At 74.9% G+C, this 24,612-nt stretch carries 23 protein-coding genes; 14 read left to right on the plus strand and 9 right to left on the minus strand.

Annotation, left to right across the window (positions count from 1 at the left end):
• Positions 1-89: 89 nt before the first annotated feature.
• The gene (locus Ae717Ps2_RS12830; protein WP_063718673.1) at positions 90-569 is read left to right on the plus strand and encodes a MarR family winged helix-turn-helix transcriptional regulator; all 480 of its coding nucleotides are present in this window, start codon (positions 90-92) and stop codon (positions 567-569) included.
• A gap of 106 nt (positions 570-675) precedes the next feature.
• Here the strand turns inward: Ae717Ps2_RS12830 and Ae717Ps2_RS12835 are convergent, their stop codons facing one another.
• Both Ae717Ps2_RS12835 and asnB read right to left on the minus strand, forming a co-directional pair.
• Entirely contained in the window at positions 676-1,506 is an 831-nt protein-coding gene (locus Ae717Ps2_RS12835; protein ID WP_075333430.1) for a DUF427 domain-containing protein, read from the minus strand.
• Positions 1,507-1,579: 73 nt separating this feature from the next.
• The gene (gene asnB / locus Ae717Ps2_RS12840; protein WP_075306385.1) at positions 1,580-3,454 is read right to left on the minus strand and encodes an asparagine synthase (glutamine-hydrolyzing); all 1,875 of its coding nucleotides are present in this window, start codon (positions 3,452-3,454) and stop codon (positions 1,580-1,582) included.
• A gap of 269 nt (positions 3,455-3,723) precedes the next feature.
• Between asnB and Ae717Ps2_RS12845 the strand changes: the two genes are divergently transcribed.
• Both Ae717Ps2_RS12845 and Ae717Ps2_RS12850 read left to right on the plus strand, forming a co-directional pair.
• Positions 3,724-4,233: a MarR family winged helix-turn-helix transcriptional regulator gene (locus tag Ae717Ps2_RS12845; RefSeq protein ID WP_075333431.1), complete on the plus strand. Its 510-nt coding sequence runs from the start codon at positions 3,724-3,726 to the stop codon at positions 4,231-4,233.
• A 122-nt stretch (positions 4,234-4,355) separates the two neighbouring features.
• Entirely contained in the window at positions 4,356-6,419 is a 2,064-nt protein-coding gene (locus Ae717Ps2_RS12850; RefSeq protein ID WP_075333432.1) for a serine/threonine-protein kinase, read from the plus strand.
• A gap of 30 nt (positions 6,420-6,449) precedes the next feature.
• Here the strand turns inward: Ae717Ps2_RS12850 and Ae717Ps2_RS12855 are convergent, their stop codons facing one another.
• On the minus strand, positions 6,450-7,187 hold the full coding sequence (locus Ae717Ps2_RS12855; RefSeq protein WP_075306381.1) for a sulfite exporter TauE/SafE family protein: 738 nt from the start codon (positions 7,185-7,187) through the stop codon (positions 6,450-6,452).
• A 124-nt stretch (positions 7,188-7,311) separates the two neighbouring features.
• Here Ae717Ps2_RS12855 and Ae717Ps2_RS12860 point away from each other — a divergent pair, with 124 nt between their 5' ends.
• Positions 7,312-7,920: a DUF4232 domain-containing protein gene (locus Ae717Ps2_RS12860; protein WP_175581800.1), complete on the plus strand. Its 609-nt coding sequence runs from the start codon at positions 7,312-7,314 to the stop codon at positions 7,918-7,920.
• A 58-nt stretch (positions 7,921-7,978) separates the two neighbouring features.
• Here the strand turns inward: Ae717Ps2_RS12860 and Ae717Ps2_RS12865 are convergent, their stop codons facing one another.
• On the minus strand, positions 7,979-9,481 hold the full coding sequence (locus Ae717Ps2_RS12865; protein ID WP_075306379.1) for a PucR family transcriptional regulator: 1,503 nt from the start codon (positions 9,479-9,481) through the stop codon (positions 7,979-7,981).
• A gap of 122 nt (positions 9,482-9,603) precedes the next feature.
• On the opposite strand from Ae717Ps2_RS12865, the gene Ae717Ps2_RS12870 reads away from it, so the two are divergent.
• The 9 genes from Ae717Ps2_RS12870 to Ae717Ps2_RS12910 all read left to right on the plus strand — a co-directional run bounded on the left by Ae717Ps2_RS12870 (position 9,604) and on the right by Ae717Ps2_RS12910 (position 19,094).
• Entirely contained in the window at positions 9,604-11,991 is a 2,388-nt protein-coding gene (locus tag Ae717Ps2_RS12870; protein WP_075333433.1) for a xanthine dehydrogenase family protein molybdopterin-binding subunit, read from the plus strand.
• A gap of 23 nt (positions 11,992-12,014) precedes the next feature.
• Positions 12,015-12,740 carry a 5-oxoprolinase subunit PxpA gene (pxpA, locus tag Ae717Ps2_RS12875; protein WP_075306375.1) on the plus strand — a complete coding sequence of 242 codons (726 nt, stop codon included), beginning with the start codon at positions 12,015-12,017 and terminating at the stop codon, positions 12,738-12,740.
• A gap of 15 nt (positions 12,741-12,755) precedes the next feature.
• Positions 12,756-13,001 carry an acetyl-CoA carboxylase gene (locus tag Ae717Ps2_RS12880; RefSeq protein WP_020625095.1) on the plus strand — a complete coding sequence of 82 codons (246 nt, stop codon included), beginning with the start codon at positions 12,756-12,758 and terminating at the stop codon, positions 12,999-13,001.
• Positions 12,998-14,350: an acetyl-CoA carboxylase biotin carboxylase subunit gene (locus Ae717Ps2_RS12885; RefSeq protein ID WP_075306373.1), complete on the plus strand. Its 1,353-nt coding sequence runs from the start codon at positions 12,998-13,000 to the stop codon at positions 14,348-14,350. Before Ae717Ps2_RS12880 ends, Ae717Ps2_RS12885 begins: the two co-directional genes overlap by 4 nt.
• On the plus strand, positions 14,347-15,219 hold the full coding sequence (locus Ae717Ps2_RS12890; protein WP_075306372.1) for an allophanate hydrolase subunit 1: 873 nt from the start codon (positions 14,347-14,349) through the stop codon (positions 15,217-15,219). The genes Ae717Ps2_RS12885 and Ae717Ps2_RS12890 overlap by 4 nt, the downstream gene beginning before the upstream one ends.
• The gene (locus Ae717Ps2_RS12895; RefSeq protein ID WP_075306370.1) at positions 15,216-16,187 is read left to right on the plus strand and encodes a biotin-dependent carboxyltransferase family protein; all 972 of its coding nucleotides are present in this window, start codon (positions 15,216-15,218) and stop codon (positions 16,185-16,187) included. Before Ae717Ps2_RS12890 ends, Ae717Ps2_RS12895 begins: the two co-directional genes overlap by 4 nt.
• Before the next feature lie 104 nt (positions 16,188-16,291).
• Entirely contained in the window at positions 16,292-17,359 is a 1,068-nt protein-coding gene (locus Ae717Ps2_RS12900; protein WP_143510384.1) for a hypothetical protein, read from the plus strand.
• A 139-nt stretch (positions 17,360-17,498) separates the two neighbouring features.
• A complete protein-coding gene (locus Ae717Ps2_RS12905; RefSeq protein WP_075306366.1) occupies positions 17,499-18,335 on the plus strand; it encodes a hypothetical protein in 837 nt (278 codons plus the stop codon).
• A 120-nt stretch (positions 18,336-18,455) separates the two neighbouring features.
• Complete coding sequence (locus tag Ae717Ps2_RS12910; protein ID WP_075306365.1) at positions 18,456-19,094, plus strand: hypothetical protein; 639 nt, start codon at positions 18,456-18,458, stop codon at positions 19,092-19,094.
• Between the two features lie 7 nt (positions 19,095-19,101).
• Here the strand turns inward: Ae717Ps2_RS12910 and Ae717Ps2_RS12915 are convergent, their stop codons facing one another.
• The 4 genes from Ae717Ps2_RS12915 to Ae717Ps2_RS12930 all read right to left on the minus strand — a co-directional run bounded on the left by Ae717Ps2_RS12915 (position 19,102) and on the right by Ae717Ps2_RS12930 (position 22,638).
• Positions 19,102-19,761 (minus strand): pentapeptide repeat-containing protein, encoded by a 660-nt coding sequence (locus Ae717Ps2_RS12915; protein WP_158071493.1) that lies wholly within the window; start codon positions 19,759-19,761, stop codon positions 19,102-19,104.
• A gap of 26 nt (positions 19,762-19,787) precedes the next feature.
• Positions 19,788-20,741, minus strand: coding sequence for a triacylglycerol lipase (locus tag Ae717Ps2_RS12920; RefSeq protein ID WP_233147541.1), 954 nt, complete (start codon positions 20,739-20,741; stop codon positions 19,788-19,790).
• Between the two features lie 97 nt (positions 20,742-20,838).
• Positions 20,839-21,270 (minus strand): hypothetical protein, encoded by a 432-nt coding sequence (locus Ae717Ps2_RS12925; protein ID WP_020627410.1) that lies wholly within the window; start codon positions 21,268-21,270, stop codon positions 20,839-20,841.
• A gap of 417 nt (positions 21,271-21,687) precedes the next feature.
• Positions 21,688-22,638, minus strand: a complete 951-nt coding sequence (locus tag Ae717Ps2_RS12930) for an NADP-dependent oxidoreductase (protein WP_075306363.1) — start codon at positions 22,636-22,638, stop codon at positions 21,688-21,690.
• A gap of 83 nt (positions 22,639-22,721) precedes the next feature.
• Between Ae717Ps2_RS12930 and Ae717Ps2_RS12935 the strand changes: the two genes are divergently transcribed.
• Positions 22,722-23,327: a TetR family transcriptional regulator gene (locus tag Ae717Ps2_RS12935; protein ID WP_075306361.1), complete on the plus strand. Its 606-nt coding sequence runs from the start codon at positions 22,722-22,724 to the stop codon at positions 23,325-23,327.
• Between the two features lie 689 nt (positions 23,328-24,016).
• Here the strand turns inward: Ae717Ps2_RS12935 and Ae717Ps2_RS12940 are convergent.
• A complete protein-coding gene (locus tag Ae717Ps2_RS12940) occupies positions 24,017-24,472 on the minus strand; it encodes a GNAT family N-acetyltransferase (RefSeq protein WP_075306359.1) in 456 nt (151 codons plus the stop codon).
• Positions 24,473-24,612 lie beyond the last annotated feature (140 nt).

Raw genomic sequence — 24,612 nt, forward strand, 5'->3', positions numbered from 1 at the left:
TTGCCACGACCTTGCCACGGCCCTGCCGCGACGCCGCGGCCGCCGAGGGCCGATGCCATTGCTCAGCACTTCTTTGGCAGAATGGGGCGATGAGTGAGGGATCGGGCGGCGAGTCCGGTGGCACCGTGGTGACCGGCCGTTTCGAGACGAGCGACGACGAGGTGGCCTCCCGGCTGCGACTGGCGGTGGGACGGCTGAACCGCCGGATCCGCATCGACGGCTCCGAGTCGCTGCCGCCGTTGCAGCTGTCGACCCTGGTCACCGTCGAGCAGCACGGCCCGCTGCGCCTGTCGGAGCTGGCCCGCCGTGAGGGTGTGACCGCACCGACGATGTCGCGGGTGCTCTCCGCGCTGGACGAGCAGGGCATGGTCGAGCGTGCCGCGGACCCGGGAGACGCCCGCGGCGTGCTCGTCTCGGTCTCCGCCGACGGGCTGGCCCGGCTGCGCGAGATCCGCAGCCAGCGCACCGCCCTGGTCGCGCGCCGGCTCGACCGGCTCGACGCCGCTCAGCGCGCCGCGCTGGAGGCCGCGCTGCCCGCGCTGGAGGCCCTGCTTGTCGCCGACGACTGACCGGCCCGCACCCTGGTGCGACGACCGACCGGGACTGCCCCGGTGGGCCGACCGACCGGCACCGCCCCGGTGGAGCCGCCCGTGGTGACGGCCGCCCCGGCCGGGCTCAGGTCTCGGCGCCGTCGACGGTGACCACGACCCGGGAGCCGTCGTCGCGGCTGCCGCCCGCGACGGCGCGCAGCCCCGCGACCCGGGAGGACTCGGGCAGCGGGTCGGGGTAGTGCCAGAACACGTCGGCCAGCCGGGTCCCGCCGGGCAGGTCGGCGTGCTCGTAGTGCGCCTCGCCCTTGTAGGGGCAGCGCGTCCGGAGGTCGCTCGGCGAGGTCGGGACGGCGAGGTCGGCGGCGGGGAGGTACCAGCGGTTCGGCAGCCCGGTCTCCGACAGCACCCACGGGCGTCGCGAGCGGGCCAGGACCGTCTCCACCCCGTCGGTCGCGACGTGGGTGACGACGACCTCGCGGTGGGTCGGACGGACGTCGACCCGGGTGTAGGGATCGGTGAGGTGCGCGAAGACCTGCTCGTCCTCGTCGTACCAGGCGTCGGCGGCGTTCCAGTACAGCGCGGCGAGCCCGCGCAGCCAGGGCGCGGCCGCGACGGGCTCCGGGTAGTGCCAGACCGCGTTCTCCGCGGTGCGGTCGCCGACGACCAGCGAGCGGTAGGACGCGTCGCCCTTGAACGGGCAGTGCGTGGTGTGGTCGGTCGCGACCAGCACGTCCTGGTCGAGATCGGCCTCGGGGACGTAGAGCACGGGCAGCAGGTTCGACTCGTGCAGCAGGAACCCGCCACGGGTGTCGAGCACGGTGCGCCCGGCGAACTCCGCCCGCACCCGCCTCGGGAACGGGTGCATCAGCAGCTTGTGCGGCGGGCCCTCGATCGCGTAGTTCACCGTCGTCGGCGCGGAGGACGACAGCGGGCCGTCGGTGCGGGTCAGTCCCATGTGGCCTCACCTCGTGGGTGGTCGTGCGGGTCGGTACCCACACAACCACCCACGGGGCGAACCCGCCACGGGGCTACAGCGAGAGCTGCACGTCGTAGTCGCCGATCCAGGTGTTGAGGTCGATGATCCGCTCCAGCTGCATCCGGCGGCCCATCGAGTTGGCCTCGTGCCCGCCGCCGGCGTCGAGCCGTCGCCGGACGGCCGCGCGGTCCACCAGCGGCGCGACGGGGGCGTCGTCGCCGCGGGAGAGGATCTCGGCGACCTGCTCGCGCAGCGACTTCTCGTAGCCGTCGTCCTGGGTGGAGGGGTACGGGCTCTTGACCCGCTGCACCACAGACTCCGGCAGCAGGTCGGAGGTGGCGTGCCGCAGCAGCGACTTCTCGCGGCCGTCGAAGGTCTTGTGCGCCCACGGGGTGCCGAAGACGTACTCGACGAGGCGGTGGTCGCAGAACGGCACCCGCACCTCGAGCCCGACCGCCATGCTCATCCGGTCCTTGCGGTCGAGCAGCACCGGCAGCCAGCGGGTCAGGTACAGGTAGCAGATCTCGCGCATCCGCCGCTCGTGCGGGTCGTCGGCGGCCGGGCCGGTCAGCTCGGGCACCTCGGACAGTGCCGTCCGGTACTGCTCCTCGACGTAGCCGGGCACGTCGAGCTTGGCCCACAGCGCGCCGTCGAACAGACCGGGGTCGGCGGGGTCGTGGTTCATCATCCGCCCGGCGAGCCACGGGAAGGTGTCCGCGGCGACGGTCTCCGGGTCGTGGAAGTCGCGGTACCCGCCGAAGACCTCGTCGGCGGACTCCCCGGACAGCGCGACCGTCGACTCCTTGCGGATCGCGGAGAAGAGCAGGTAGAGCGAGGAGTCCATGTCGCCGATGCCGGCCGGCAGGTCGCGGGCGTGCACCGTGGCCCGGCGCACGGCGGGGTCCATCATGTCCTCGGTGCGCAGCACGATGTCGCGGTGGGATGTGCCGACGTACTCGGCGACCTCGTGCACGTAGGGGGTGTCCGGGGTACTGCGGGCGTCGTCGGCGACGAAGTTGTCGGCGTAGCCCACGAAGTCCACCGCGAACGACCGGACGGTGCCCTCGACGTGCTTCGCGGCCAGCGCGGTGAGCGCCGAGGAGTCCAGACCGCCCGACAGCAGGGTGCAGAGCGGCACGTCGGCGTAGAGCTGGCGCTGCGCGGTGTCCTCCAGCAGCTCGCGGACGTGGTGCACGGTGGTGTCGACGTCGTCGGTGTGCCCGGTGTCGGTGAGCTGCCAGTAGCGCTCCTCGCGGATCCCGCCGTCGCGGGAGACCCGGACGACGCAGCCGGGCGGGACCTCGCGCATGCCGCGGAACACCGCGTTGGACATGTCGGAGACGAACGCCAGCGCTCGGCGCAGCCCCTCGGCGTCGACCACCCGCTCGGCCTCGGGGTTGGCCAGGATCGCCTTGGGCTCGGAGCCGAACAGCACCCCGTGCGGGGTGGGGTAGTAGTAGAGCGGCTTGATGCCCAGCCGGTCGCGCACCAGCACCAGCTCGCTCGTGCCGGAGTCCCACAGGGCGTAGGCGAACATGCCGTTGAGCCGCCGGGCGACCTCACGCGGGTCCTTCGCGCCCCACTCGCGGTGCGCCCGCAGCACGACCTCGGTGTCGCTGGAGGTACGGAACCGGTGCCCCGCCGCGGCGAGCTGCTCGCGCAGCTCACGGAAGTTGTAGGTCTCCCCGGAGTAGACCATGTGCAGGGCGGGTGCCCCGCCCTCGTCGAGGGTCATCGGCTGGCGGCCGCCCTCGATGTCGATGACCGCGAGCCTGCGGTGGCACAGCGCCGCGGGGCCCTGGGCCCACACCCCCTGCTGGTCCGGTCCGCGGCAGGACATCGTGTCGTTCATCGCCGCGAGGGTGCGGGCGTGCTCGTCCGCCCCCAGGTCGTGTCGGTAGTCGATCCAGCCGCAGATTCCGCACACGGTTGAGCGCCTCCTCGATCTCGTGCCCGGACCACGTCGTCCGGTGGATCGATTGCAACGCTAATGATTGCGGAACGCAACACGGAGGAAACACACGGTGCGGGCTCTGTCCGGTGCTGGGTGGTTCGTCCCACGGTTTCGGCGACGCGCGTCGCCGATCACACCCGTTCGGAGCAGCACCGTTGCGTGAAGGCGCACGAACCTTTCGATCCGCTTACGTGATTGCGATCGTCAATGTTGCGGCCCGCAACGTGTGTAGCATGCGAAACATGACCGAACGTCCGATTGGCCCGATTGACGACGACGCCACCGTGGCGACCGGCGGCGTCGCCACGGCGACGCAGGACCCGCTGCACTCGCTGGAGAAGCAGATCACGCTGCTGGTCCGCCGCACCATGGAGTCGGTGTGGTCCCACGGGTACGGCACGAACGACGCCGTGGACCGCTACACCTACCCGGTGCTCATGCTCCTCGACGATGAGGGCCCCCTCTCGCTGACCGCGCTCACCGGCAAGCTGGGGGTCTCCAAGCCCACCGCCAGCCGTCAGGTGTCCCGGCTGTCGCGGGCCGGCCTGGTCGACGTCTCCCCGCACGAGCGCGACCCCCGCTCGGTCAGCGTCACCCTCACCCCGGCCGGACTTGCGGCCCGCGAGCAGGTCCGCGAGGCCCGCCTGGCCCCGCTGCGCGAGGTCATCGCGCACTGGCCGACCCACGACCGCGACTCCCTCGCCGAGCTGCTCGACCGGTTCAACACCGACCTGGACCTCTTCGTGCGCTGACCCGCTCCACCCGCCCCGGACGCACCCGGGCACCCGCTGCTCCGCCGGGCCCCGCCCGGGTGATGCGATAGTGGGCAGTCCGGGTGGCCGCACCCGGAGCGACTTCGGGGGTGAGGACGGGCGTGGACGCGCTGGTGGCGCTCGTCGCCGGAGTGCTGGACGGCATCCGCGGGCTCGGCGTGCCGGACGTGTGCCCGGGGGACTGGGCCTGGTCGGTCACCGCGCTCGGCGTGCTCACCGGGCTGCTGCCCACCGCGGGCGCGGTGCTGGTCGCGCTGCTGCGTCGCGGGATCGGCTCCGGCTCCTCCTCGGGCTACGGCTCGGCCGAGTCCGTGCTGCTGGCCGGGATCGGGGTGCTGGCGGCGGGTCTGCTCCCGCTGGCCGTGTTCGTCGGAGCGGGCGGGGTGTTCAGCCGCGCGACCGCGGGCGTGCCGGCCGTGCCCGGCCTGAGCCAGTCGGCGACGTCGTCGATCCGGGTCGAGACCTGCAGTGTCGTCGGGACGCAGAGCAGCTACCTGGGCCGGGGCACCGTGGCCGGGTCCATCGGCGGTGACGTCGTCACCTCGGTCACCTCCGTCGCCCTGCTCGGTGTCGTGCCGCTGCTCGCGACGGTCCTGGTCGCGGTCCAGGCACGCACCGCACTGCGTCGCGGGCCGCGCTGGCCCGCCAAGTTCTTCTGGCTCCCGCTGTTCTCGCTGATCGTGCTGACCGGCGGGGTCCCGGCGGGCACCGCCGAGCACCTGTGGGTCGGCGTCCTCGCCGCCAGCCTGGTCGGGGTGCTGGTCGTCCCGCTGTTCCCGGTGCCGTCGCGGGCGAGGATCGAGCGGATCCGCGCCGGGCGCGACGTGCCGGCCCGACGTGCCGAGCCGTCCGCGGCGGGCCGCATCGGAACCGGGTCGTCCCGGGCCGGCCGTGCCGGGGGCGACGGGCTCGCCGCGCAGTCCGGCGCCGCCGCGACGCCCAGCGTCGCCGAGCGCCTCGCCCAGCGCTTCTCCGCCCGCGAGAACCCGGGCAGCCCCGGGACCGGCGGCGCCCGCGTGCCGTCGTCGGTCGAGCAGTCCGCCCCCTACGTCGGGTTCGCCGCCGCCCCCCGTCCGCCGGCCGGCTACGGCGCACCGCCCCCCGTGGCCTACGCGCCCGGCCCGGCCGGACGCCCGCCCGCCGGACCGCCGCCGTTCACCGGACCGGCCGCCCACCCGGCGGCGGGACCGCTGCGCGGCCCGGTGTCGGGAGCGGCCCGTGGCCCCGTCTCCGGCGCGGGACGGCCCCCGGCGGGTCCGCCGCGCCGGCCCACGCTCGTCGCGCCGGTGCCGGGCGGGCCGCCCCGTGCGCCCCGGTTCCGGCTGCTGCGCCGCCTCGGTGCCGGTGGCTTCGGCGGGGTCTGGCTGGCCCACGACGCGAAGCTCGGCCACACCGTCGCGGTCAAGTCCGCGCATGCCGCTGACCCCGAGACCGAGGAGCGCATCCGCCGCGAGGCCGCCGCGCTCGGGGCGCTGCGCCACCCCTGCTGCGTGCAGATCCACGACCTGCTGCACGCCTCCTCCGACCCGGGCCTGCAGGGCATGGACGGCCTGGTCATCGTCATGCAGTACGTCGACGGGATGTCCCTGGGCCAGCTCGTCGGCGAGCAGGGCCCGGTCGACGACATCTCCGCAGCCCGCATCTGGACCGGCATCGCCGGGGCGCTGCACACCGCGCACCGCGCCGGGGTGCTGCACCGCGACATCAAGCCGGGCAACATCGTCGTCGACCCGCAGGGGCACCCGCACCTGATCGACTTCGGGATCGCGCGCAAGCAGGGTGACTCCACGCTGACCCAGACCGGCTACGTCCTGGGCACCCCGGACTACCTGGCGCCGGAGGCCGCGGCCGGCAAGCCCGCCTCGCCCGCCTCCGACGCCTGGCAGCTCGCCGCGGCGGTGTCGTTCGCGCTGAGCGGGCACCCGCCGCGCGGGGAGTCCGCCGACGCCGTCGCCGGGCTGCGGGCGGCCGCCGCCGGGGCCAAGCTCACCCACCTGCCGACCCGCACGGCGCACCTGACGCTGCTCAAGCAGGCGATGCGCACCGAGCCGCACCGGCGCCCGGACCTGCCCACGGTGCAGGCCAAGCTCGACGGCTGGCTGCGTCGCCACGGGCACCGCACCGACGGCCCGGTCACCGCGATGCTGGAGTACCGCCGCGGCTGACCGCCGTCCGCTCGGGCCGCGCCGGGCCGCTCAGAGCCAGGCCTGGACGAACAGCCGCACCGCCAGGCCGAGTCCGGCGACCGCGATCGCGATCCGCACGAACCGGGCGGGCAGCCTGCGGGCGACGACCGGGCCGAGCCGCCCGCCGACGAGCAGGCCCAGCGCCAGCGGGGGCACCGCCGCCCACGCGACGTCGCCGAACACCGCGAAACCGACCGCGGCGACCGTATTCGCGGCCCAGGTCAGCACGTTCTTCAGCGCGTTGGCCCGCAGCAGGGTCGCGCCCGGCAGCGAGAGCGTGAGCGCCAGCATCATCACCCCGGCCGCGGCGCCGAAGTACCCGGCGTAGACGGCGACCCCGAAGACCGCCAGCGCGACGCCCGGCCCGGGCGGACGGGGCTCGCCGGCCGCGGGCGGGCGCAGGAGGAGCAGGGCCGCGGCCGCGACGAGGAACGGCACGATCCGCTCGAAGCCGCCGGCGGGGGTGAGCAGCAGCAGCCCGGCCCCGGCCGCGCCGCCGAGCACCGCCGGGCCGAGCCAGCGCCGCAGCTGCGGCCCGGCGCCCCGCAGCTCCGGGCGGGACCCGGCGACCGCTCCGGCCCCCTGGAACAGCATGCAGACGGTGTTGGTGACGTTCGCCGTCGTCGGCGGCAGCCCGACGGCGAGCAGCGCGGGGTAGGAGAACAGCGAGGCGAGCCCGGCGACCGAGCCGATGAGGCCGGCCGCGACGCCGGCACCGAGGAGTGTGACCAGCTGCCACGGGGTCATGGGGTCACCGGCGGAGCATCTCGTTGTGGATGCACAGGACCCTACCCGCCGCCCCGTGAGGGGCACGATCACGCCACAATGGCGCCGATCGGCGCAGCGACCTGCGTCGGAACGGAGGATGGACGTGGGCCCGCGCGAGGCCGGGGTGGGTGTCGCCCTGCTGCTCCTGCTCGCGGGCTGCGGCGCCGCCGGGCCCGTCCTCGACCCGGCCACCTCGTCACCCGCCGCCCCGGCCATCCCGGCCCCCGCAACTCCCGCCCCGGCCACCCCGGTCCCGGCGAGCACCGTGGCCGACCCGGCCGACGACGGCCCGGCCGGGCCGTGCACCGGTGACACCCTCGACGTGTCCGCCACCGCGCCCCGCACCGACGGCCCGGCCGAGGTCTCCTACCTGGTGTTCCGCAACACCGGCGACGGCGCGTGCGTGCTCGACGGCTACCCGGGGGTGGCGTTCGTGGCGGGCAACGAAGGGACCCGGGTCGGACCACGGGCCGCGATCGACGGGCCCCGGGCGCGGGTACGGCTGGCTCCGGGCGCCGCCGCGACGGCGGCGCTGCGGGTGCGGGCGACCGCCTCGTACCCGGAGGCCGACTGCGTCCCGGAGCAGGCGCGCGGGCTGCGGGTCACCCCGCCCGGCGGCAGTGGTGGGAGGTTCGTGCCGCGCCCCGGCCCGGTGTGCTCCGCCGACCCGGCGCCGCCGCAGGCCACGGTGGGGTCGGTCGAGGCCCGGTAGGCCGCGGCCCGGTCGGTGGGAGCGCTGTCCCCGGGGCGTGCCCCGGCAGCTCGGCGACTCAGGCGGTGTCGGCGACGTGCAGGGCGAACCACAGCTCGGCCCGGACGCCGGGGGAGTCGAGATCGCGCCCCAGCAGTGCCGCGGCCCGGGTGATGCGGGCCCGCAGGGTGTGGCGGTGCACCCCGAGCCGGGACGCGGCCGGGTCCCACTGCCCGTGCTGGGCCAGCCACTCCCGCAGTGACGCGACCAGGTCGCCGCGCCGCTCGGCGTCGTGCCGGACCAGCGGGGCCAGCACCGCGTCCGCGAAGGCGCCCGCGTCCTCGGGGCGCACCAGCGCGGCGAGCCCGCTGCCGGCGAGGTCGGCGAAGCGCAGCACCGTCCGGTCGCGGCGTTCGGCGGCGTCGAGCGCCCGACCCGCCTCGCGCAGCGCCCGGCCCAGGTCACCGACCGGTGCCGGGGTGGACACCCCGGCCCGGACCCCGCGCACCCGCCCGGCGACGTCGAGCACCGCGGGCACCGACCCCGCGCCGACGACCGCCGCCACCTGTCCGTCGAGCTCGGCGTGGAAGGCGACCCCGGGATCGCGTTCCAGGGCGTCGAGCAGCACGTCCGGCGGCGCACCGGTGGCCCGCCCGCCCAGCGCGACGGCGACCAGGTCCCCCGCGGGCAGCGGACCCCAGGTCTCGGCGAGCACGTCCTCGGCCCCGCGGCCGGGCAGCGTGGCCAGCGCGCGGAGCACCGCGGTCCGCACCCGGCGCTCGGCCCGCCCCGCCGCGGCGCTCCGGGCGTGGGCCAGGGTCAGCACCGACACCGCCGACCCGATGAGCTGCCGGTCGACCGGGGTGAAACGCCGGTCCCGCCCGACGACGAGCACCGCGGGCCCGATCAGCCGTACCGGCTGGAGCACGACCTGCCCGTCCCCGGCGGCGACGGTCACGCTGGACGGCCCGGGGTGCTCGCGCACCCGGTCGATCTCCGACCGCAGCAGCACCGCCCGCCCGGCCGCACCGGCGGGCGCGGACCGGCGGACCCGGCCGTCGGCCTCGGAGATCAGCGCCCAGGCGTCGAGGCGTTCGGTGAGCCGGTCCAGCACCCGGGCGGTGCCGGTGTCCGGGTCGTCCTCGCCCAGGGCGGCCGAGGTGAGCGCCCGCTGCGCCTCGTCGGTGCGGACCACCTCGGCGTAGCGGTCGGCGGCGCGCGCCTCGGCGACGGCCTTGGTCAGCGCCAGGAACGGGGTGCGCTCGGGGACCTCCAGCAGCGCCAGCCCGGCCCGCTCGCACGCCTCGCGCAGCGCGGGGAGCAGGTCGTCGTGCCCCAGCCCGCAGCCGAACCCGAGCCCGGCGAGCCCGTGCGCGACGAGCCGTGCCACGTAGCCGGCCGGGTCGGGGGCGGGTCCGAGGCCGGTGGTCAGCAGCAGCTCGTCGCCGTCGAGGTAGGGCGTCGGATCGGACAGTTCGCTCGAATGCACCCATGTGAGCGCCCGATCCTGATCCGCGGACGGACACACGAGACGCAGTCCGAGAGTGCGGCTCGCGCACAGCGTGCGCAGCGTCAGCGCCATCGAAACCCCTGCCGGAACGGTGTGTCGCGGACCTGGAACTGGACGGTTCGGACACTACCGCGTGCGGGTGTTCCCGATCACGATGTCCCGCACGGACCGCAGTCGTCGTCGGAAGGAGCGCTGTGACCGCCACGCAGGAGACGGGTACCGCTGCGGCACCGTGGGTGGGGGCCCGCATGCAGCGCAAGGAGGACCAGGCGCTGCTCACCGGCCGGGCCACCTGGACCGACGACATCGCGCCACCCGGGACCCTGCACATGGTCGTCGTGCGCAGCCCGCTGCCGCACGCCCGGATCGTCGCGATCGACACCGCCGCCGCGGCCGCCGTCCCCGGGGTCCGCGCGGTGCTCACCGCCGCCGACGTCGACGACGAGTTCCTCGCCGGCATCCCGTGCGGCTGGCCGGTCACCGAGGACATCCGTATCCCGGACCACCGCCCGCTCGCCCGCGACGAGGTCAACCACGTCGGCGACGGCGTCGCGGTCGTGCTCGCCACCAGCGCCGCGGCCGCCCGCGACGGAGCGGACCTCGTCGACGTCGAGTACGCCGAGCTGCCCGCCGTGGTCGACATGGCCGAGGCCCTCGCCGACGGCGCCCCCGTCGTCCACGAGGAGATGGGCACCAACCACTGCTACACCTGGCCGCTGGCCACCGGCGACGTCGACGCCGCGTTCGCCGACGCCGAGGTCGTCGTGTCCGGCCGCTACCTGCAGCAGCGCGTGATCCCCTCGCCGATGGAGCCGCGCGCGGTGGTCTGCGTGCCGGACCAGGTCGGCGCCGGGTTCACCGTCTACACCGCCACCCAGGTACCGCACTTCGTCCGCGACATCCTCGCCGCGGTCACCGGCATCCCCGACACCCGCATCCGGGTCGTCGCCCCGGACGTCGGCGGCGGCTTCGGCGCCAAGCTCAACGTCTACGCCGAGGAGTTCCTCGCCCTCGTGCTCGCCCGCCGGCTGCGCGCCCCGGTGAAGTGGACCGAGACCCGCTCGGAGCACCACCAGGCCACCACGCACGGCCGCGGCCAGATCCAGGACGTCTCGGTCGCCGCCACCCGCGACGGCAAGATCCTCGGGATGAAGGTCGAGCTGCTCGCCGACATGGGCGCCTACCTGCAGCTGCTCACCCCGGGCATCGCCGTGTTCGGCGCGTTCACCTTCTGCGGCCTCTACGACTTCGGGCACTACTCCTTCACCGCGAAGGGCGTGTTCACCAACCTCACCCCGACCGACGCCTACCGCGGTGCCGGCCGCTCCGAGGCCGCCTACGGCCACGAGCGGATCATGGACGACCTCGCCCGCGAGCTCGGCATGGACGCCGCCGAGGTGCGGCTGCGCAACCTGCACCCGAAGTTCCTCGAGCCGCGCACCGTCCCCTCCGGCGTGCAGTACGACTCCGGGGACTACGAGACCTGCATGCGCCGGGCGATGGAGCTGGTCGGCTACGACGCCCTGCGCGCCGAGCAGGCCCGCCGCCGCGAGTCCGGCGACCCGGTGCAGATCGGGATCGGCTTCGGCAACTTCACCGAGTCCGGCGGGCTGTCGCCGTCGAAGGTCGCGGCCGGGGTCCGGCTGCAGTCCGGCGGCTGGGAGCAGGCGACGGTCCGCATGACGACCAGCGGCAAGGTCGAGGTCGTCACCGGCACCTCCCCGCACGGCCAGGGCCACGAGACGGCCTGGTCCCAGATCGTCGCCGACCGCCTCGGCGTGCACCCCGACGACGTCGAGGTCCTGCACGGCGACACCCTCGTCGCCCCGTTCGGCCGCGACACCTACGGCTCGCGCAGCCTCGCCGTCGGCGGCACCGCGGTGCACCTGGCCGCCGGCAAGGTCCTGGACAAGGCGATGCAGATCGCCGCGCACCTGCTGGAGGCCGACGAGGCCGACCTCGAGTTCACCGGGGGCCGGTTCTCGGTCGCGGGCACGGCCGGGCCGTCGGTGACCATCCAGGAGGTCGCGGGCGCCGCGTCGCTGGCCAACGACCTGCCCGAGGGCATGGAGCCGAACCTGACCGCGGACTCGGCCTTCGACCCGCCGAACTTCACCTGGCCGTTCGGGACCCACGTCTGCGTCACCGAGGTCGACACCGAGACCGGGTTCACCCGGATCCGCCGCTACGTCGCCGTCGACGACTGCGGGGTCGTGGTGAACCCCACGATCGTCGAGGGTCAGCTGCACGGCGGCATCGCCCAGGGCATCGGGCAGGCCCTCTACGAGCACGCCACCTTCGACGACGCCGGCAACCCGACGGCGGCCAACCTGGCGTCCTACGCCGTGCCCGCCGCGACCGACCTGCCGCACGTGGAGCTGGAGCAGCTGGTCACCCCGTCGCCGACGAACCCGATGGGGGTCAAGGGGATCGGCGAGTCCGGCGCGATCGGGTCCTCGCCCGCCGTGGTGAACGCGGTGATCGACGCCGTCGCCCACCTCGGGGTGACCCACGTGGACATGCCCGCGACACCGCAGGCCGTCTGGCGGGCGATCACGCAGGCCTCCGGTCACACTGCCTGAGACCAGGGGAGGGAGACCGGCACATGGTGGACATCAACTGCGACATGGGCGAGTCGTACTCGATCTACCACTGCGGCGACGACGAGGGCCTGATGCCCTGGGTGACCGTCGCCAACGTGGCCTGCGGCTTCCACGCCTCCGACCCGCGGGTCATGACCCGCACCGTCGCGCTGGCCAAGCGGCACGGGGTGAAGGTCGGGGCGCACCCGTCGCTGCCCGACCGGGAGGGCTTCGGCCGCCGTGAGATGAGGCTCGACCGCGAGGAGCTGACCGCGGGCGTCGTGTACCAGATCGGTGCGCTGGCGGGTTTCCTGCGTGCCCACGACATGGAGCTCAACCACGTCAAGGTGCACGGCTCGCTCTACGGCATGTCGGCCCGCGACCCGGAGGTGGCCGCCGCGATCGCCGACGCCGCCGACGTCTTCGGCGCCCCGCTCGTCGGCATGGTCGGCACCGCGCACGAGCAGGTGTGGGGCGACCGGCCGGCCGGCTTCGTCGCCGAGTACTACGCCGACCTCGACTACCGCGACGACGGCTCGCTGATCATCACCCGGGAGCACGAGGCGTTCGACCCGGTGCGTTCCGCGGAACGCGCCCTGCGCGCGGTCACCGAGGGGAAGGCGACCTCGGAGAACGGCAAGGAGCTCACCGTGCGCGCGGACTCGGTCTGCGTGCACTCCGACACCCCGAACGCCGTCGAGCTCGCCCGTGCCGTGCACGACGCGTTGAAACCCCACCTGAGCAGCTGAGTAGGAGTACCCGCAGTGCCCCGACACGAGGTCGTCTCCCCGATCCCCGGCGTGTTCTACCGCCGCCCCGACCCCGGCAGCCCGCCGTTCGCCGAGGACGGCGCCGCCGTCACCGACGACCAGGCGATCGGCCTGGTCGAGGTCATGAAGTCCTTCCACCAGATCCCGGCGGGCGCCACCGGCACCGTCGTCGAGTTCCTGGTCGGCGACGAGGACGAGGTGGACGCCGGCCAGCCCGTGGCGGTGGTGGAGACCGCATGAGGCTGCTCGTCGCGAACCGCGGCGAGATCGCCGTCCGGATCATCCGGGCAGCCCGGGACCTGGGCATCGGCACCGTCGCCGTGCACTCCAAGGCCGACGCCGACGCCCTGCACGTGCGCCTGGCCGACACCGCCGTCGCGATCGGGCCCTCGCCCGCGTCGAAGTCCTACCTGGTGGCCGACGCGATCCTCGCCGCGGCGAAGGAGACCGGCGCGGACGCGGTCCACCCCGGCTACGGGTTCCTGTCCGAGCGGGCGTCGTTCGCCGCCGCCGTCGCCGGTGCGGGCCTGACCTTCGTCGGCCCGGACGCGGCGACGATCGAGCGGATGGGTGACAAGGTCGCCGCCCGGGAGGTCGCCCGCGCCGCAGGGGTCCCGACCGTGCCCGGCACCCCCGGCGGGGTCGACGACGCCGACGCCGCGGTCGCCGCCGCCGAGGAGGTCGGCTACCCGGTGATGCTCAAGGCCGCCGCCGGCGGCGGGGGCCGGGGCATCCGGGTCGTCGCCGACGCCGACCCGCTGCGCACCGCCTTCGGGCAGGCCTCGACCGAGGCGGAGAAGGCGTTCGGCGACGGCACCATGTACCTGGAGCGGTTCGTCGAGCGCGCCCGGCACGTCGAGGTGCAGGTCCTCGGCGACGGCCGGGACGCCGTCCACCTGTTCGAGCGGGAGTGCTCGCTGCAGCGCCGCAGGCAGAAGGTCGTCGAGGAGGCCGTGTCGCCCGGCATCACCGAGGCGACCCGGGACGCCATGACAGCCGCGGCGGTCGCCCTGTGCCGCGAGGTCGGCTACACCTCGGCCGGCACCGTGGAGTTCCTCGTCGACGACCGCACGGGCGAGTTCTTCTTCATCGAGATGAACACCCGCATCCAGGTCGAGCACCCCACCACCGAGCTCGTCACCGGCATCGACCTGGTCGCCGAGCAGCTGCGCGTCGCCACGGGGGAGCCGCTGCGGTTCACCCAGGACGCCGTCGAACGGCGCGGGCACGCCATCGAGTTCCGGGTCTGCGCGGAGGACCCGGAGCGGGACTTCCTGCCCCAACCCGGCGGCGTCGGGCGGGTCACGCTGCCGTCCGGGCCGTGGGTGCGCTGCGACACCTGGCTGGAGCCCGACGGGACCGTCCCGCCGTACTACGACTCGCTGCTGGCGAAGGTCGTCGTGTGGGGAGCCGACCGGACCGAGGCGCTGGCCCGGTCCCGGCGCGCGCTCGACGAGTTCTCCGTCGCCGGGATCCCGACCACCGCCGGGCTGCTCCGCACCCTGGCGGGTGAGCCGTGGGTCGCCGCCGCCGACTTCCACACCGGGACCCTCGAACAGTGGCTGGCCGAAGGGAAGGGGACCTCATGAGCGCCCGCTACAGCTGGGGCGGTGACGAGTTCGTGTTCGTCGAGCTGGCCGAGGACATGAGTCTGCAGGCCAACTTCAAGGCCGTCGCCATCACGAACCTGCTCCGCGAGGAGCGACCGGAGGGGATCCTGGAGATCTGTCCGGCGAACGCCTCCTACCAGGTGCGCTACGACCCCGACGTGCTCGACCCGCACGCGCTGCTCGCCCAGCTGAAGGAGCTGGAGGCCCGGGTCGGCGACGCGCTCGGGGTGACCCTGGACTGCCGGGTCGTGGAGATCCCGGTGCTCTACCAGGATCCGTGGACGACCGAGACGCTGCTGCGGTTCCGGGACCGTCACCAGGACCCGGAGGCCACCGACATCGAGTACGCGGCCCGGATCAACGGCTACTCGGGTGTGGAGGAGTTCATCGCCGCGCACTCGGGCTCGCCGTGGTTCACCTCGATGGTCGGGTTCGTGGCGGGGTTGCCGTTCAAGTACCAGATGGTGCCCCGTGAGCGGCAGATCATCGTGCCGAAGTACCTGCGTCCGCGGACCGACACCCCGAAGCAGACGGTCGGTTACGGCGGCTGTTTCTCCTGCATCTACTCGGTGCGAGGGGCCGGTGGGTACCAGATGTTCGGGATCACCCCGGCCCCGATCTACGACCCGACCCAGACCAAGCCGGACTTCGCCGAGCACATGGTCTTCATGCGGCCCGGGGACATGGTCAAGTTCCGAGGGATCGACCGCGACGAGTACGACCAGCTGGAGGCGCAGGCCCAGGCGGGGGAGTACCGGATCACCGCCCGCCCGGTCGCGTTCGACCTGCAGCCCTTCCTCGACGACCCCGACGGCTACAACAAGCGCCTGCTGGAGGTGCTCGCGTGACACGCATCGAGGTCCGCAAGCCCGGTCTGTCGACCACCGTGCAGGACGGTGGCCGCTCCGGCTACTACCACCTGGGCATCCCGCCGTCGGGCGCGCTGGACCAGTACTCGCTGACCTGCGCCAACGCCCTCGTCGGGAACCCGGACGGCGCCGCCGCCCTGGAGATCGTCTACATGGGCCCGGAGCTGGCGTTCACCGGGCCGGCGACGGTCGCGGTGGCCGGCGCGACGATCGCCCCGAAGGTCAACGGCGAAGCCCGTCCGGTGTGGGAGTCCTTCGACGTCGCCGAGGGCGACGTGCTGGCCTTCGATTACCTCAAGGCCGGCGCACGCGCCTACCTGGCGGTGTCCGGCGGGATCGACGTGCCCGAGAAGCTCGGCAGCCGCGCCACCTACGCCCTCGGCGCCCTGGGTGGGCTCGACGGCCGGCCGCTGGCCGAGGGTGACGTCCTGCCCGTCGGGACCGGTACCGGCCGCGCGGGGCTCGTGGTGCCCGAGGACCTGCGGCCGTCGCTCGCCAAGGACGTCGAGGTCCGGGTCGTGATGGGGCTCTACGACCACCGGCTGACCGACCGCGGCCGCGCCACCTTCCTCGACACCACCTGGACGCTGACCCCGGTCGCGGACCGGATCGGGTTCCGCTACACCGGCGGCGAGCTGGAGACCGTCGACCGGGAGCCACCGTTCGGGGCGGGCCAGGACCCGTCGAACATCGTCGACTCGCCGTACCCGATCGGATCCATCCAGGTCCCGGGCGGGGTCGAGCCGATCGTGCTGCACCGCGACGCGGTGTCCGGCGGCGGCTACATGATGGTGGCGACGGTGATCTCCGGTGACCTCGACGTCGTCGCCCAGTCGGCGCCGCGCACCCGCACCCGGTTCGTCGCGGTCGATCTGGAGACGGCGCTGTCGCTGCGGGCCGAGCGGAAGGACCGGGTCGGGCGGATGCACAGCGCACTGGAGCGCTGACACGTCGACTGCTCACCCGTTCGGGCTGGCCCTGCGACTCCGTCTGGTCCAGACTCGACGCTCGGTGACGCGGGGCGGTACCGGACGTGGGAGAGGACCGAGCGATGAGCGGCAGGCACCGGAGGACGGCGGGCGCCGGGCTGGTCAGGCGAGTCCTGGCCGTGACGGTCTCCGCGGTCGGCGCGGTCGCTCTCGCCGCGGCGGTCGTCGTCACCGTGACGTCGACCGAGCAGCCGGTCGCGGGTCAGGCGGAGCAGACCGATCCCGGCCCGGCCGCGCCGCTCGCCGCCGGTCCCGCGATGGCCGACGGGGGCGCACCGGCACGGATGGCCGACCCGGCTCCACTCGCGCAGGCACCGGCACGGGCGGCCGCCGACGCCGCGGCCGCCGCACACCCTGCCGCCGCACAACCCGCCGCCGTGCCCGGGGCGTCCCCGCAGCCGGGGTGGTCCGGGGAGCAGGGCTGGTCCGGGGGGCCCGGACCGTCGACCACGTCCGCCGGTGGGGCCGGTCCGACCTGGTCCGGCGGGGGCGGTGCACAGCGCGCCGTCGAGCCGCGCTCCACGACCGGTGGCACAGCCGGTCCCGGCCCGGCGGCCCCAGGCGGCGCGACCGGCGGCGCGACCGGTGGCGCGGCCGGTGACCGCACCGCGCCCGGTCCGCTCGCCGTCGAGCCCGGCGCGGGGACCACGCCGAACCCCGGCCGGGACGTCCCGCCGGCCGGCACGACGCCCTCCGACGTCACCTCCCCGCTCGACGACACCACACGTCCCGGCGACACCAGACCCGGCGACACCAGACCGGACGACCCGGCTCCGGTCGACGACACCGCTCCGGTCGACGACACCGCTCCGGTCGACGACACCGCACCCGGCGACCTCTCCGGACGGGGCCGCGACACCGGGTTCTCCGCCCCGACCGTGCCGACACCCCCGCAGCCGCAGACCGTCACGCCCACCCCGCGCGGTGACGATCCGGGCGGCGACGACCTGAACGGCGACGACCCGGCCGGCGGCGGTTCCTCCGGCGGCTCCCCGGGCGCGGTCACGCCGGCCGACCCGGGCGCCGGCGCCGCGGACGGGGCACTGCTCCGGCTGCGCCTGCGGATCTCCGAGACCCCGCCCGTCGACGTCCGGGTGCCCGGCCCCGCCCTGTCGCTGCTCGGCGGCTGAGTCCGACCGGTCCGTCCGGGTGGCGCGAAGACCACCCCACCGGGATGCCACGCGCCCGCGACGCACCCGTTCGGTGCATGGCCGTTCCTCCGTCCGCCGGTCACCATCACCCCATGCGCACGGCGAGCGGCTCCACCCCGTGACCGGCCGGCACCGGCACCCCGGCTCGGCTGACCCGACGGGCCCGGCCGCGGTCGGGCCCGCGGCGTGGCCGCACGCCGCGGCCCGCTCCCGGGGCGCGACGACTCCCACCCACCCGCGCGAGGTGCCACGACCGGTCGAGGACCGGGACCGGCCGGCGCGGGGCCGCCGTCGGCTCCGCGTCACCCTGGCCGGGGTCGTCCCGGTGGTGCTGGTCGCCGCGGTCACCGTCGCCGGACTCCTCGGTACCGGGGTGCTCGGCGGGGTCGCCCCCGCGGACCAGCGGGTCGACGACCACGTCCCGGTGCCGACCTTCGCCGCCGGCCCGACCGCCGACGACGCCTCGTCGCTCCCGATGCCGTCGCGCTGGTACGGCTCCGGCACCGGGGTCACGTCCACCACGGAGCCCTCCAGGGTGCCCACCGGGACGCCCACCACGGTGCCGGTCGCGGCCCGCGAGACGCGCGCGGCCGCCGTCGCCGACGGGGCGGTACGGGCGGCGACGGCCCGCATCGCCGAGGAGCGGCGGCTCGCCGACGAGCGCCGGGCCGCGGAGATCGCCGCGCAGGAGCGCCACGCTGCCGAGGTCGCCGCGCAGGAGCGCCGGGACGAGGAGCGGCGTGCGGAGGAGCAGCGGGCCCGGGAGCAGGCCGACGCACGCCGCCGCGCTGCCGTGCCGCCGACCGAGGCCCCCACGACCCCGCCCGCCCCGAGCACCGCCCCGGCCCCGCCGAGCAGCACCGGGCCCGACGAGCCCGGGGGCGCGGCCCCCGCGCCGACCGCTACCTCGGCCCCGGCACCGACCGGGGGTGCCCCGCGCACCGAGGCGTCGTGAGCCGTGTCGTCCGGTTCGTGACTGTGCCCCGCTGACACCCGGCCCCGCTGGCACCCGACGGGGCGAGGGAGGTTTGAGCCCCTCCGGCTCCGGCTACCGACAGGGCAGGAGGCGATCACGATGAGCGGACGGCATCGACGTCCACGCACCACGCCCGGCCGCCTGGCCCTGTTCGGCACGGTCCCGCTGGTCGGCGGCGCCGGCCTGGCCGCCGCCCTCGCCGGCGCCGACGGCACGGACCCGGCCCGGAACGTCACCCCCACTCCCACCGCCGCCACCGCCGCCGTCACGAACGGCGCGAACGGCGGAGCCACCGATGCGGCCGAGCCGGTCGCGGTCCCCGGACGCGGCGAGATCGTGCTGGACGCCGTCGGCGGTGCCCGCGACGCCGCCACCCGCGCGGCCGACGCACAGACCTCGGCCCGGGTCAGCACCGTGGCCGCCGAGCTCCGTGACCAGGCACGGGCCCGGGCCGAGGCGGCCCGCGCCGCCGGGGACGCCGAGCTGGCCGCCTACCACCGTGACGAGGCGGCCCGCCAGGACCGGCTCGCGGACTCGTCGCGTCCCGTGCTCCTCGACGACCACACCGCCGACTACACCGCCGACGGCGTCGGCAGCTCACCGCTCTGCCGTGCAGCGGACGTCGTCCGGCTCGGCGCGCTCACCGCCGCCGGGCCGGAGTGCGACGACGACCCGTGGATCGCCGGGCAGATCGACGACGCGATGCGCCGCGGCGGCGTCGACCGTTCCGTCGGCTGACCCGGATCTACGCCTCGAGCACCGTCAGCCCCAGTGCCGCGCAGATCGCGCTCGCCTGGGTGGGGGAGACGATCGCCCCGCGCAGCTCGCGGGGGGTGTCCGGGGTGACCTCGCCGAGGTCGCAGCCCCGTAGGTCGGCACCGTCGAGGCGGGTCGAACGCAGCACCGTGCCGCGCAGCCGGCACCGCTCGAACCGGACGTCGCGCAGGTCGGCGCCCGACAGGTCGGCCTCGGAGAGGTCGCAGTCGGCGACCCGCAGCCCGCGCATCGCGACGTCGCGCACGTCCGCCAGCTGGAGCGAGCAGTCGTCCAGCACGAACGAGGCCGTCAGCCCCCGCAGACCGCGCAGGACCGTGCCGATCATCCGGCAGCCGGTGAACCGGGTGTCGCCGAGGGTCGCCCCGGCCAGCCGGGCCCCGGACAGGTCCACCCCGCTCAGCACGGCGTCGGTCAGGTCGGCCTCGCGCAGGTCGGCGCCCGCCAACGAGGTGCCGGAGATCCGTGCCCGGTCCAGCCGCACACCGCGCAGGTCGGCGCCCGCGAGCGAGCCGCCCCGCAGGACCAGCCCGGCGAGGTCGGTCTCGCGCAGGTCGGCCTCGTCCAGGCGCGGCGCGTCCACCTCGCCACCGGCACGAGCCGCCGCGACGAGCTCGGTCTCCGTCGTCACCGCCACCACGGCGACAGCCTGGCAGGTCAGCGTGCGGTGGGGGCGTCCGGGCCCACCGGAAGGCACTGCACCGGGCGCGGGTGCTCCGGATCCAGTGCGTTGAACACGTGCTGGAGAGCGACCGGGTCGAACGCGACGGCGCCGTGCTCGGCGAGGTCGGTCGGGCACCCGTCCTGCAGGACGATGTTGTGTGCCCCGTCCATCAGGCCCGAGGTGTAGGGGACGACCAGCTCGTCGTAGCGGGTGAGGATCATGGTGTAGTCGACGCCGTCGGCGCGCGGCCCGCCGTCGGAGTTCATCCGCTCTAGGAAGTCCGAGCCGCGCAGGAACTGCCGGCAGGACACGCACAGCGGGTCCAGGACGAGGCCGACGGCCGGGCCGAGGCCCAGCTGCTGGCCGGTGCGGTTGAGGAAGTCCAGGCCTGCGACGGTCGTGCCGTCCCACAGCGGGGTCATGCCGACGTAGCGCTCGACCTTGTCGGCACCGCCGAGGAACCGGACGTAGTAGTTCGGCATCAGCGAGCCCTCGGAGTGCCCGACGATGTCGACCTTCGCCGCTCCGGTGGCGCTGCGGACCCGGTCGACGAACGCGGCGAGCTCGGCGGCGCTGTCCTCCATCGGCGCCAGGCCTCCGACCTGGGTCAGCGGCGGCGGTGCGAGGGGGTTGCGGCCATAGGTCAGCGAGAACACGCAGTAGCCGCGCTCCGCCAACCGGGGGGCCATGTAGCTCCAGTTGTTGCCCTGGTTGGCCAGTAGGCCGTGCGCGAGCACGACCGGGTTCGGGTGCGCCGCCGACGGCCGGCAGTTCCAGTCGTTCGACCCGGGCGGGGGCGGGTCGAGCAGGTCGGTCAGCGAGGCGACCGATGCGGGCTGTGGCGCCGCCTGGGCCGGGGGCACCAGCGCGAGGCCGACCGTGCAGACCGCCACCGCGATCGAGACGACCGCCGCCCACCGGCGCCGATCGATGCCCTGTCCAGTCACGAGCCGCCTCCTCGGGTGCCGTCGTCACCGGATCAACGACCACGCCGAGGGGAGGTTGCTGACCGTCACCCGACAGGGCCGTCCGGGGGAGGCGCGGCTACTCCGTCCGATCCGGGTCGGCACGCCCGTCCGGCTCTGTGGCCGTGTCCTGCCGGGGCACCTGGTCCTGGCGGGGTCGTCCGCCGCGGCGCATGTTGCCGTTGGTGGTCCGCCGGGTCGGATCCACCAGGCGCTTCCACTTCGCCTGGGCCGCCTGGCGGCTCGACAGCTGGGCCTGCACGGCGTCGGCGACCTCCTTCCACGTCATGCCCCCGGCCCGCAGGGTGCGGATCAGGTCGCGCTCGTAGTAGTCGGCCAGCCGGCGCATCTCCTGCACCAGGGCGTACCAGGCGGCGGCCCCGTCGTGGGTGAGGACGCCGTCGGCGGCGCGCTCCTTCATCCCGTCCAGCTGCTGGGTGATCGACTCCCGGCGTTTCGCGATCGACGGATCGGCCCGTTCCAGCCAGCGCTGCGCTTCCTCGTACCTCATGAAGTCAATGGTTCATTGACGCGTACCTGAGGTCAACCGTTGGGCGACCCCGGCGTGTCGCCGGGGAACCGACGGCCACGGCAACACGGCCGCCCCGTCGGATCGGGGCCGGCCGTCGTGGTGGTGGAGGGAACCGCGGTCACGCCCGGCCGCACGGTCGGCGGGTTGCCGGGACACGGTCCGGGCCGGACGACAGGGGAGGGGGCGGGTACGACCGGCGCCGGCACGGCGAGGCCACACCCGGGGTCACCAGACCCGGGTCCCCGGCGGGCGCCGCCGGGGACGCTCTGTATCGCCCTGAGGTGCCCCGTACGGCTCCGTGCACGGCGTCGGGCGGGGGAGTCGCCCCGCCGAAGGACACGGGCGGAGCGCCCGAGCCGGCCGGGGTGGTCGCGACCTAGCGCGTGGACGGGGCGATCACGGGACGAGCACGAGCTTGCCGCCGGTACGGCGGGACAGGCTGAGCGAGGCTGCGTCCTGGACACGGTCGAAGGTGTAGGTGCCGGCGACCGGCACGGCCAGGACGCCCTCGCCCGCGAGCCGGGCGATCCCGTCCATCCGGTCGTAGCGCATCGCTGTGCTGGTCCGGACGCCGAGCTCGGATGCGGCGGCGAAGTCCGACACGGTGAGGACGCGATCGGCGACCCCGGTCAGCTCGATCAGGGCCGGCAGCGAGCCGCCTGCCGGGCTGGGCCGGTCGGCGCGGTCTATCCGCCCCCCGGTCGGCGTGGCGTCCAGCGCGCGGTCCACCGGCCCCCGGGCCAGCCGGCGGACGCGCGCGACCATTCCCTCCCCGTAGGGCGTGACCCGGGCACCGACCTGTTCCAGGGCGGCAGTCCGGGTCGGCCCGGCCGTGGCGATCACTCGCAGACCCCGGTGCCGTGCGAGGCGCACGGCCGTCTCGCCCACGGTGGTGCCCGCGCCGTGGACGAGCAGCAGCTCGCCCGGCCGGGCACCGAGGTCGTCGAGCGCACGCCACGCGGTCTCGGCGGCCACCGGCAGCGCGGCGGCCTGCTCGGCGGTGACCCCCTCGGGAACGGGTGCCCAGGCCGGCATGAGCGCGTACTCGGCGGCGCCGGCCGTCGGACCGTCGAAGCAGGCCGGGCCGAACACACGGTCTCCGATGCGGACGTCGTGGACTCCCGGGCCGAGCGCGTCGACGGTGCCCGCCACCTCCAGGCCGAGGCCACGGGGCAGAACGGGGAGGACGTCGGCGAGCAGACCGTCCGCCAGGTGCCAGTCGGCCGGTGTCAGCCCGCAGGCCTGCACGGAGATCCGAATCTGACCGGGGCCCGGCTCGGGCCGGGCGACCTCCGCGAGCACGATCACGTCCGGGGAGCCGAACCTGTGGAACTGCAGAGCTCGCATGACGGCCCTCTCAGTGATGACAGCACCTGTTGTCACCAACGGTAGCAGGCGACGACAGTGTCTGTCGTCGTATCCTGGCGGGTATGCCGCGCTGGGAATCCGACGCACAGGGCCGGCTCGAACGCGCGGCTCTGGACCTGTTTGAGACCCACGGGTTCGACCGCACCTCGGTCGCGCAGATCGCGGACGCGGCAGGCCTCAAGGAGCGCTCGTTCTACCGCTACTTCCCCGACAAGCGGGAGGTCCTCTTCGCCGGCGGGGAGATCGAGGCGCACCTCGTCGAGCAGGTGGAGGCGGCCGACCCCGGTCTGGCGCCGATCGACGTGCTCCTGTGCGCACTGGGGAGCGCCGAGGGGCTCCTCCGCCCGCGCGGGTACCTCCGGCGCCGCGGGAGGGTGATCGCGGCCAACCCGGCGCTGGCCGAGCGCGATCTGATCAAGCTCGCCGACATCGCCGAGGCACTGGCCCCGGCTCTCGAACGCCGGGGTGTCGACCCCGGCACGGCGCGCTTCCTCGTCGATGTGGTCCTGGCGATCCACCGGCGAGCCGTTTCCCGCTGGCTGGCCGAGGAGAACGCCACACTCGCCGAGCTCATGGCCGAGGCCACCGCCGAGCTGCGTGCGGCGATGGCGGCACCGCCGCGGACGTCCCCCGGGCCGGCCGAGGACGGCGGTCCCGGATCGTCGTAGCACCTCCGCCGCGGAGGAGCCGGCGCGATCCTCGACCACAGCCGGAGCCGGTCACCGCCCGCTCGGTGGCGGGATCTCGGCCTCTGCCTCTCTATGTCAATGTACCGTTGACACCATCTGATTGTCATCCACACAACGACCACAGACCTGGCAGGAAGACGCCCAGGACAGGGAGCCGGTACTCAGGCCAGGAGAGACCGAGCCCGTGATGGGGCCGGGTGGGCCCGAGCCGGTCGGCGGGGGAGCGGGGGCCGGCCCGCCGGCACCGGAGGCCCGTAGCGGCGCGCCCGGTGGCCGAGTGCCGCCGTGGGGTGCCGGACGGTCCAGGAGCTGTTCAGGACGCCCTGAACGGCGCTGTACGGGCCCCGGGCCGCCGCCGGGTCGTAGGAGCACTGTCGTTGCCGCAGCCCCCGCGGCGCTCTCTCATCCCTCGCTGCCGGCGGGATGCGCCGTGCGACAGACCGGTACGCCACAACGTCCGCCGGGCGCGAGGGGGAGCCGACCCGTCCAGACGTCGGTTGTCGTCCCGTGACGTGACCGAGTCCCGGTTGTCGGCTACGGCTCGGTCCACCGAACCAGGACTCCTCCTCTGTAGTCAATGGTTCATTGACGCGTTCTCGTCGTCAGCGAAACGACGACACAGAACCGGCCTCGACCACCGAGCCGGCCGCTCGCCGGGGGAGCAGCGATCAGGTCAGGGAGAGGCTGAACCCGTCGTGGGTCCGGGTGAACCCGAGCCGCTCGTAGAACCGGTGGGCGTCGGTGCGGGACCGGTCGGAGGTGAGCTGGACGAGCACCGCGCCACGACGGCGGGCCTCGTCGACGGCGTACCGGACCATGGTCGCCCCGAGGCCGTCGCCGCGCCGGGACGCGGCCACCCGGACGGCCTCGATCCGGGCCCGCATCGCACCCCGGCGGGCCAGCCCCGGGAGCAGCGTGAGCTGCAGGGTCCCGACCACCGTGTCCTCGTCGTCGGCGACCAGGAGCAGGTGCCGGGGGTCGCCGTCGACCTCGGCGAACGCGGCGAGGTAGGGAGCCAGGTCGTCCGGGGTCTCCCGGGTGGCGCCGAGCGGGTCGTCGGCCAGCAGCGCGACGACGGCGGGGACGTCACGGGCCGTGGCCCGGCGCAGGACGGGTGTGGGCACGGTGGGACCTCTCGACACGGAACGACACAGGACGACACGGCACGGAACGACGGGGGAGCGGCCTGCGGGGATCGGGCTGCCCGGAGAGTGTCCCGGAGTGATGTCGTGCGGCCGGACTGGGCGTCCGCCGGGGGAGCGGT

The organism is Pseudonocardia sp. Ae717_Ps2 (assembly GCF_001932475.1).
Classification (GTDB): Bacteria; Actinomycetota; Actinomycetes; order Mycobacteriales; family Pseudonocardiaceae; genus Pseudonocardia.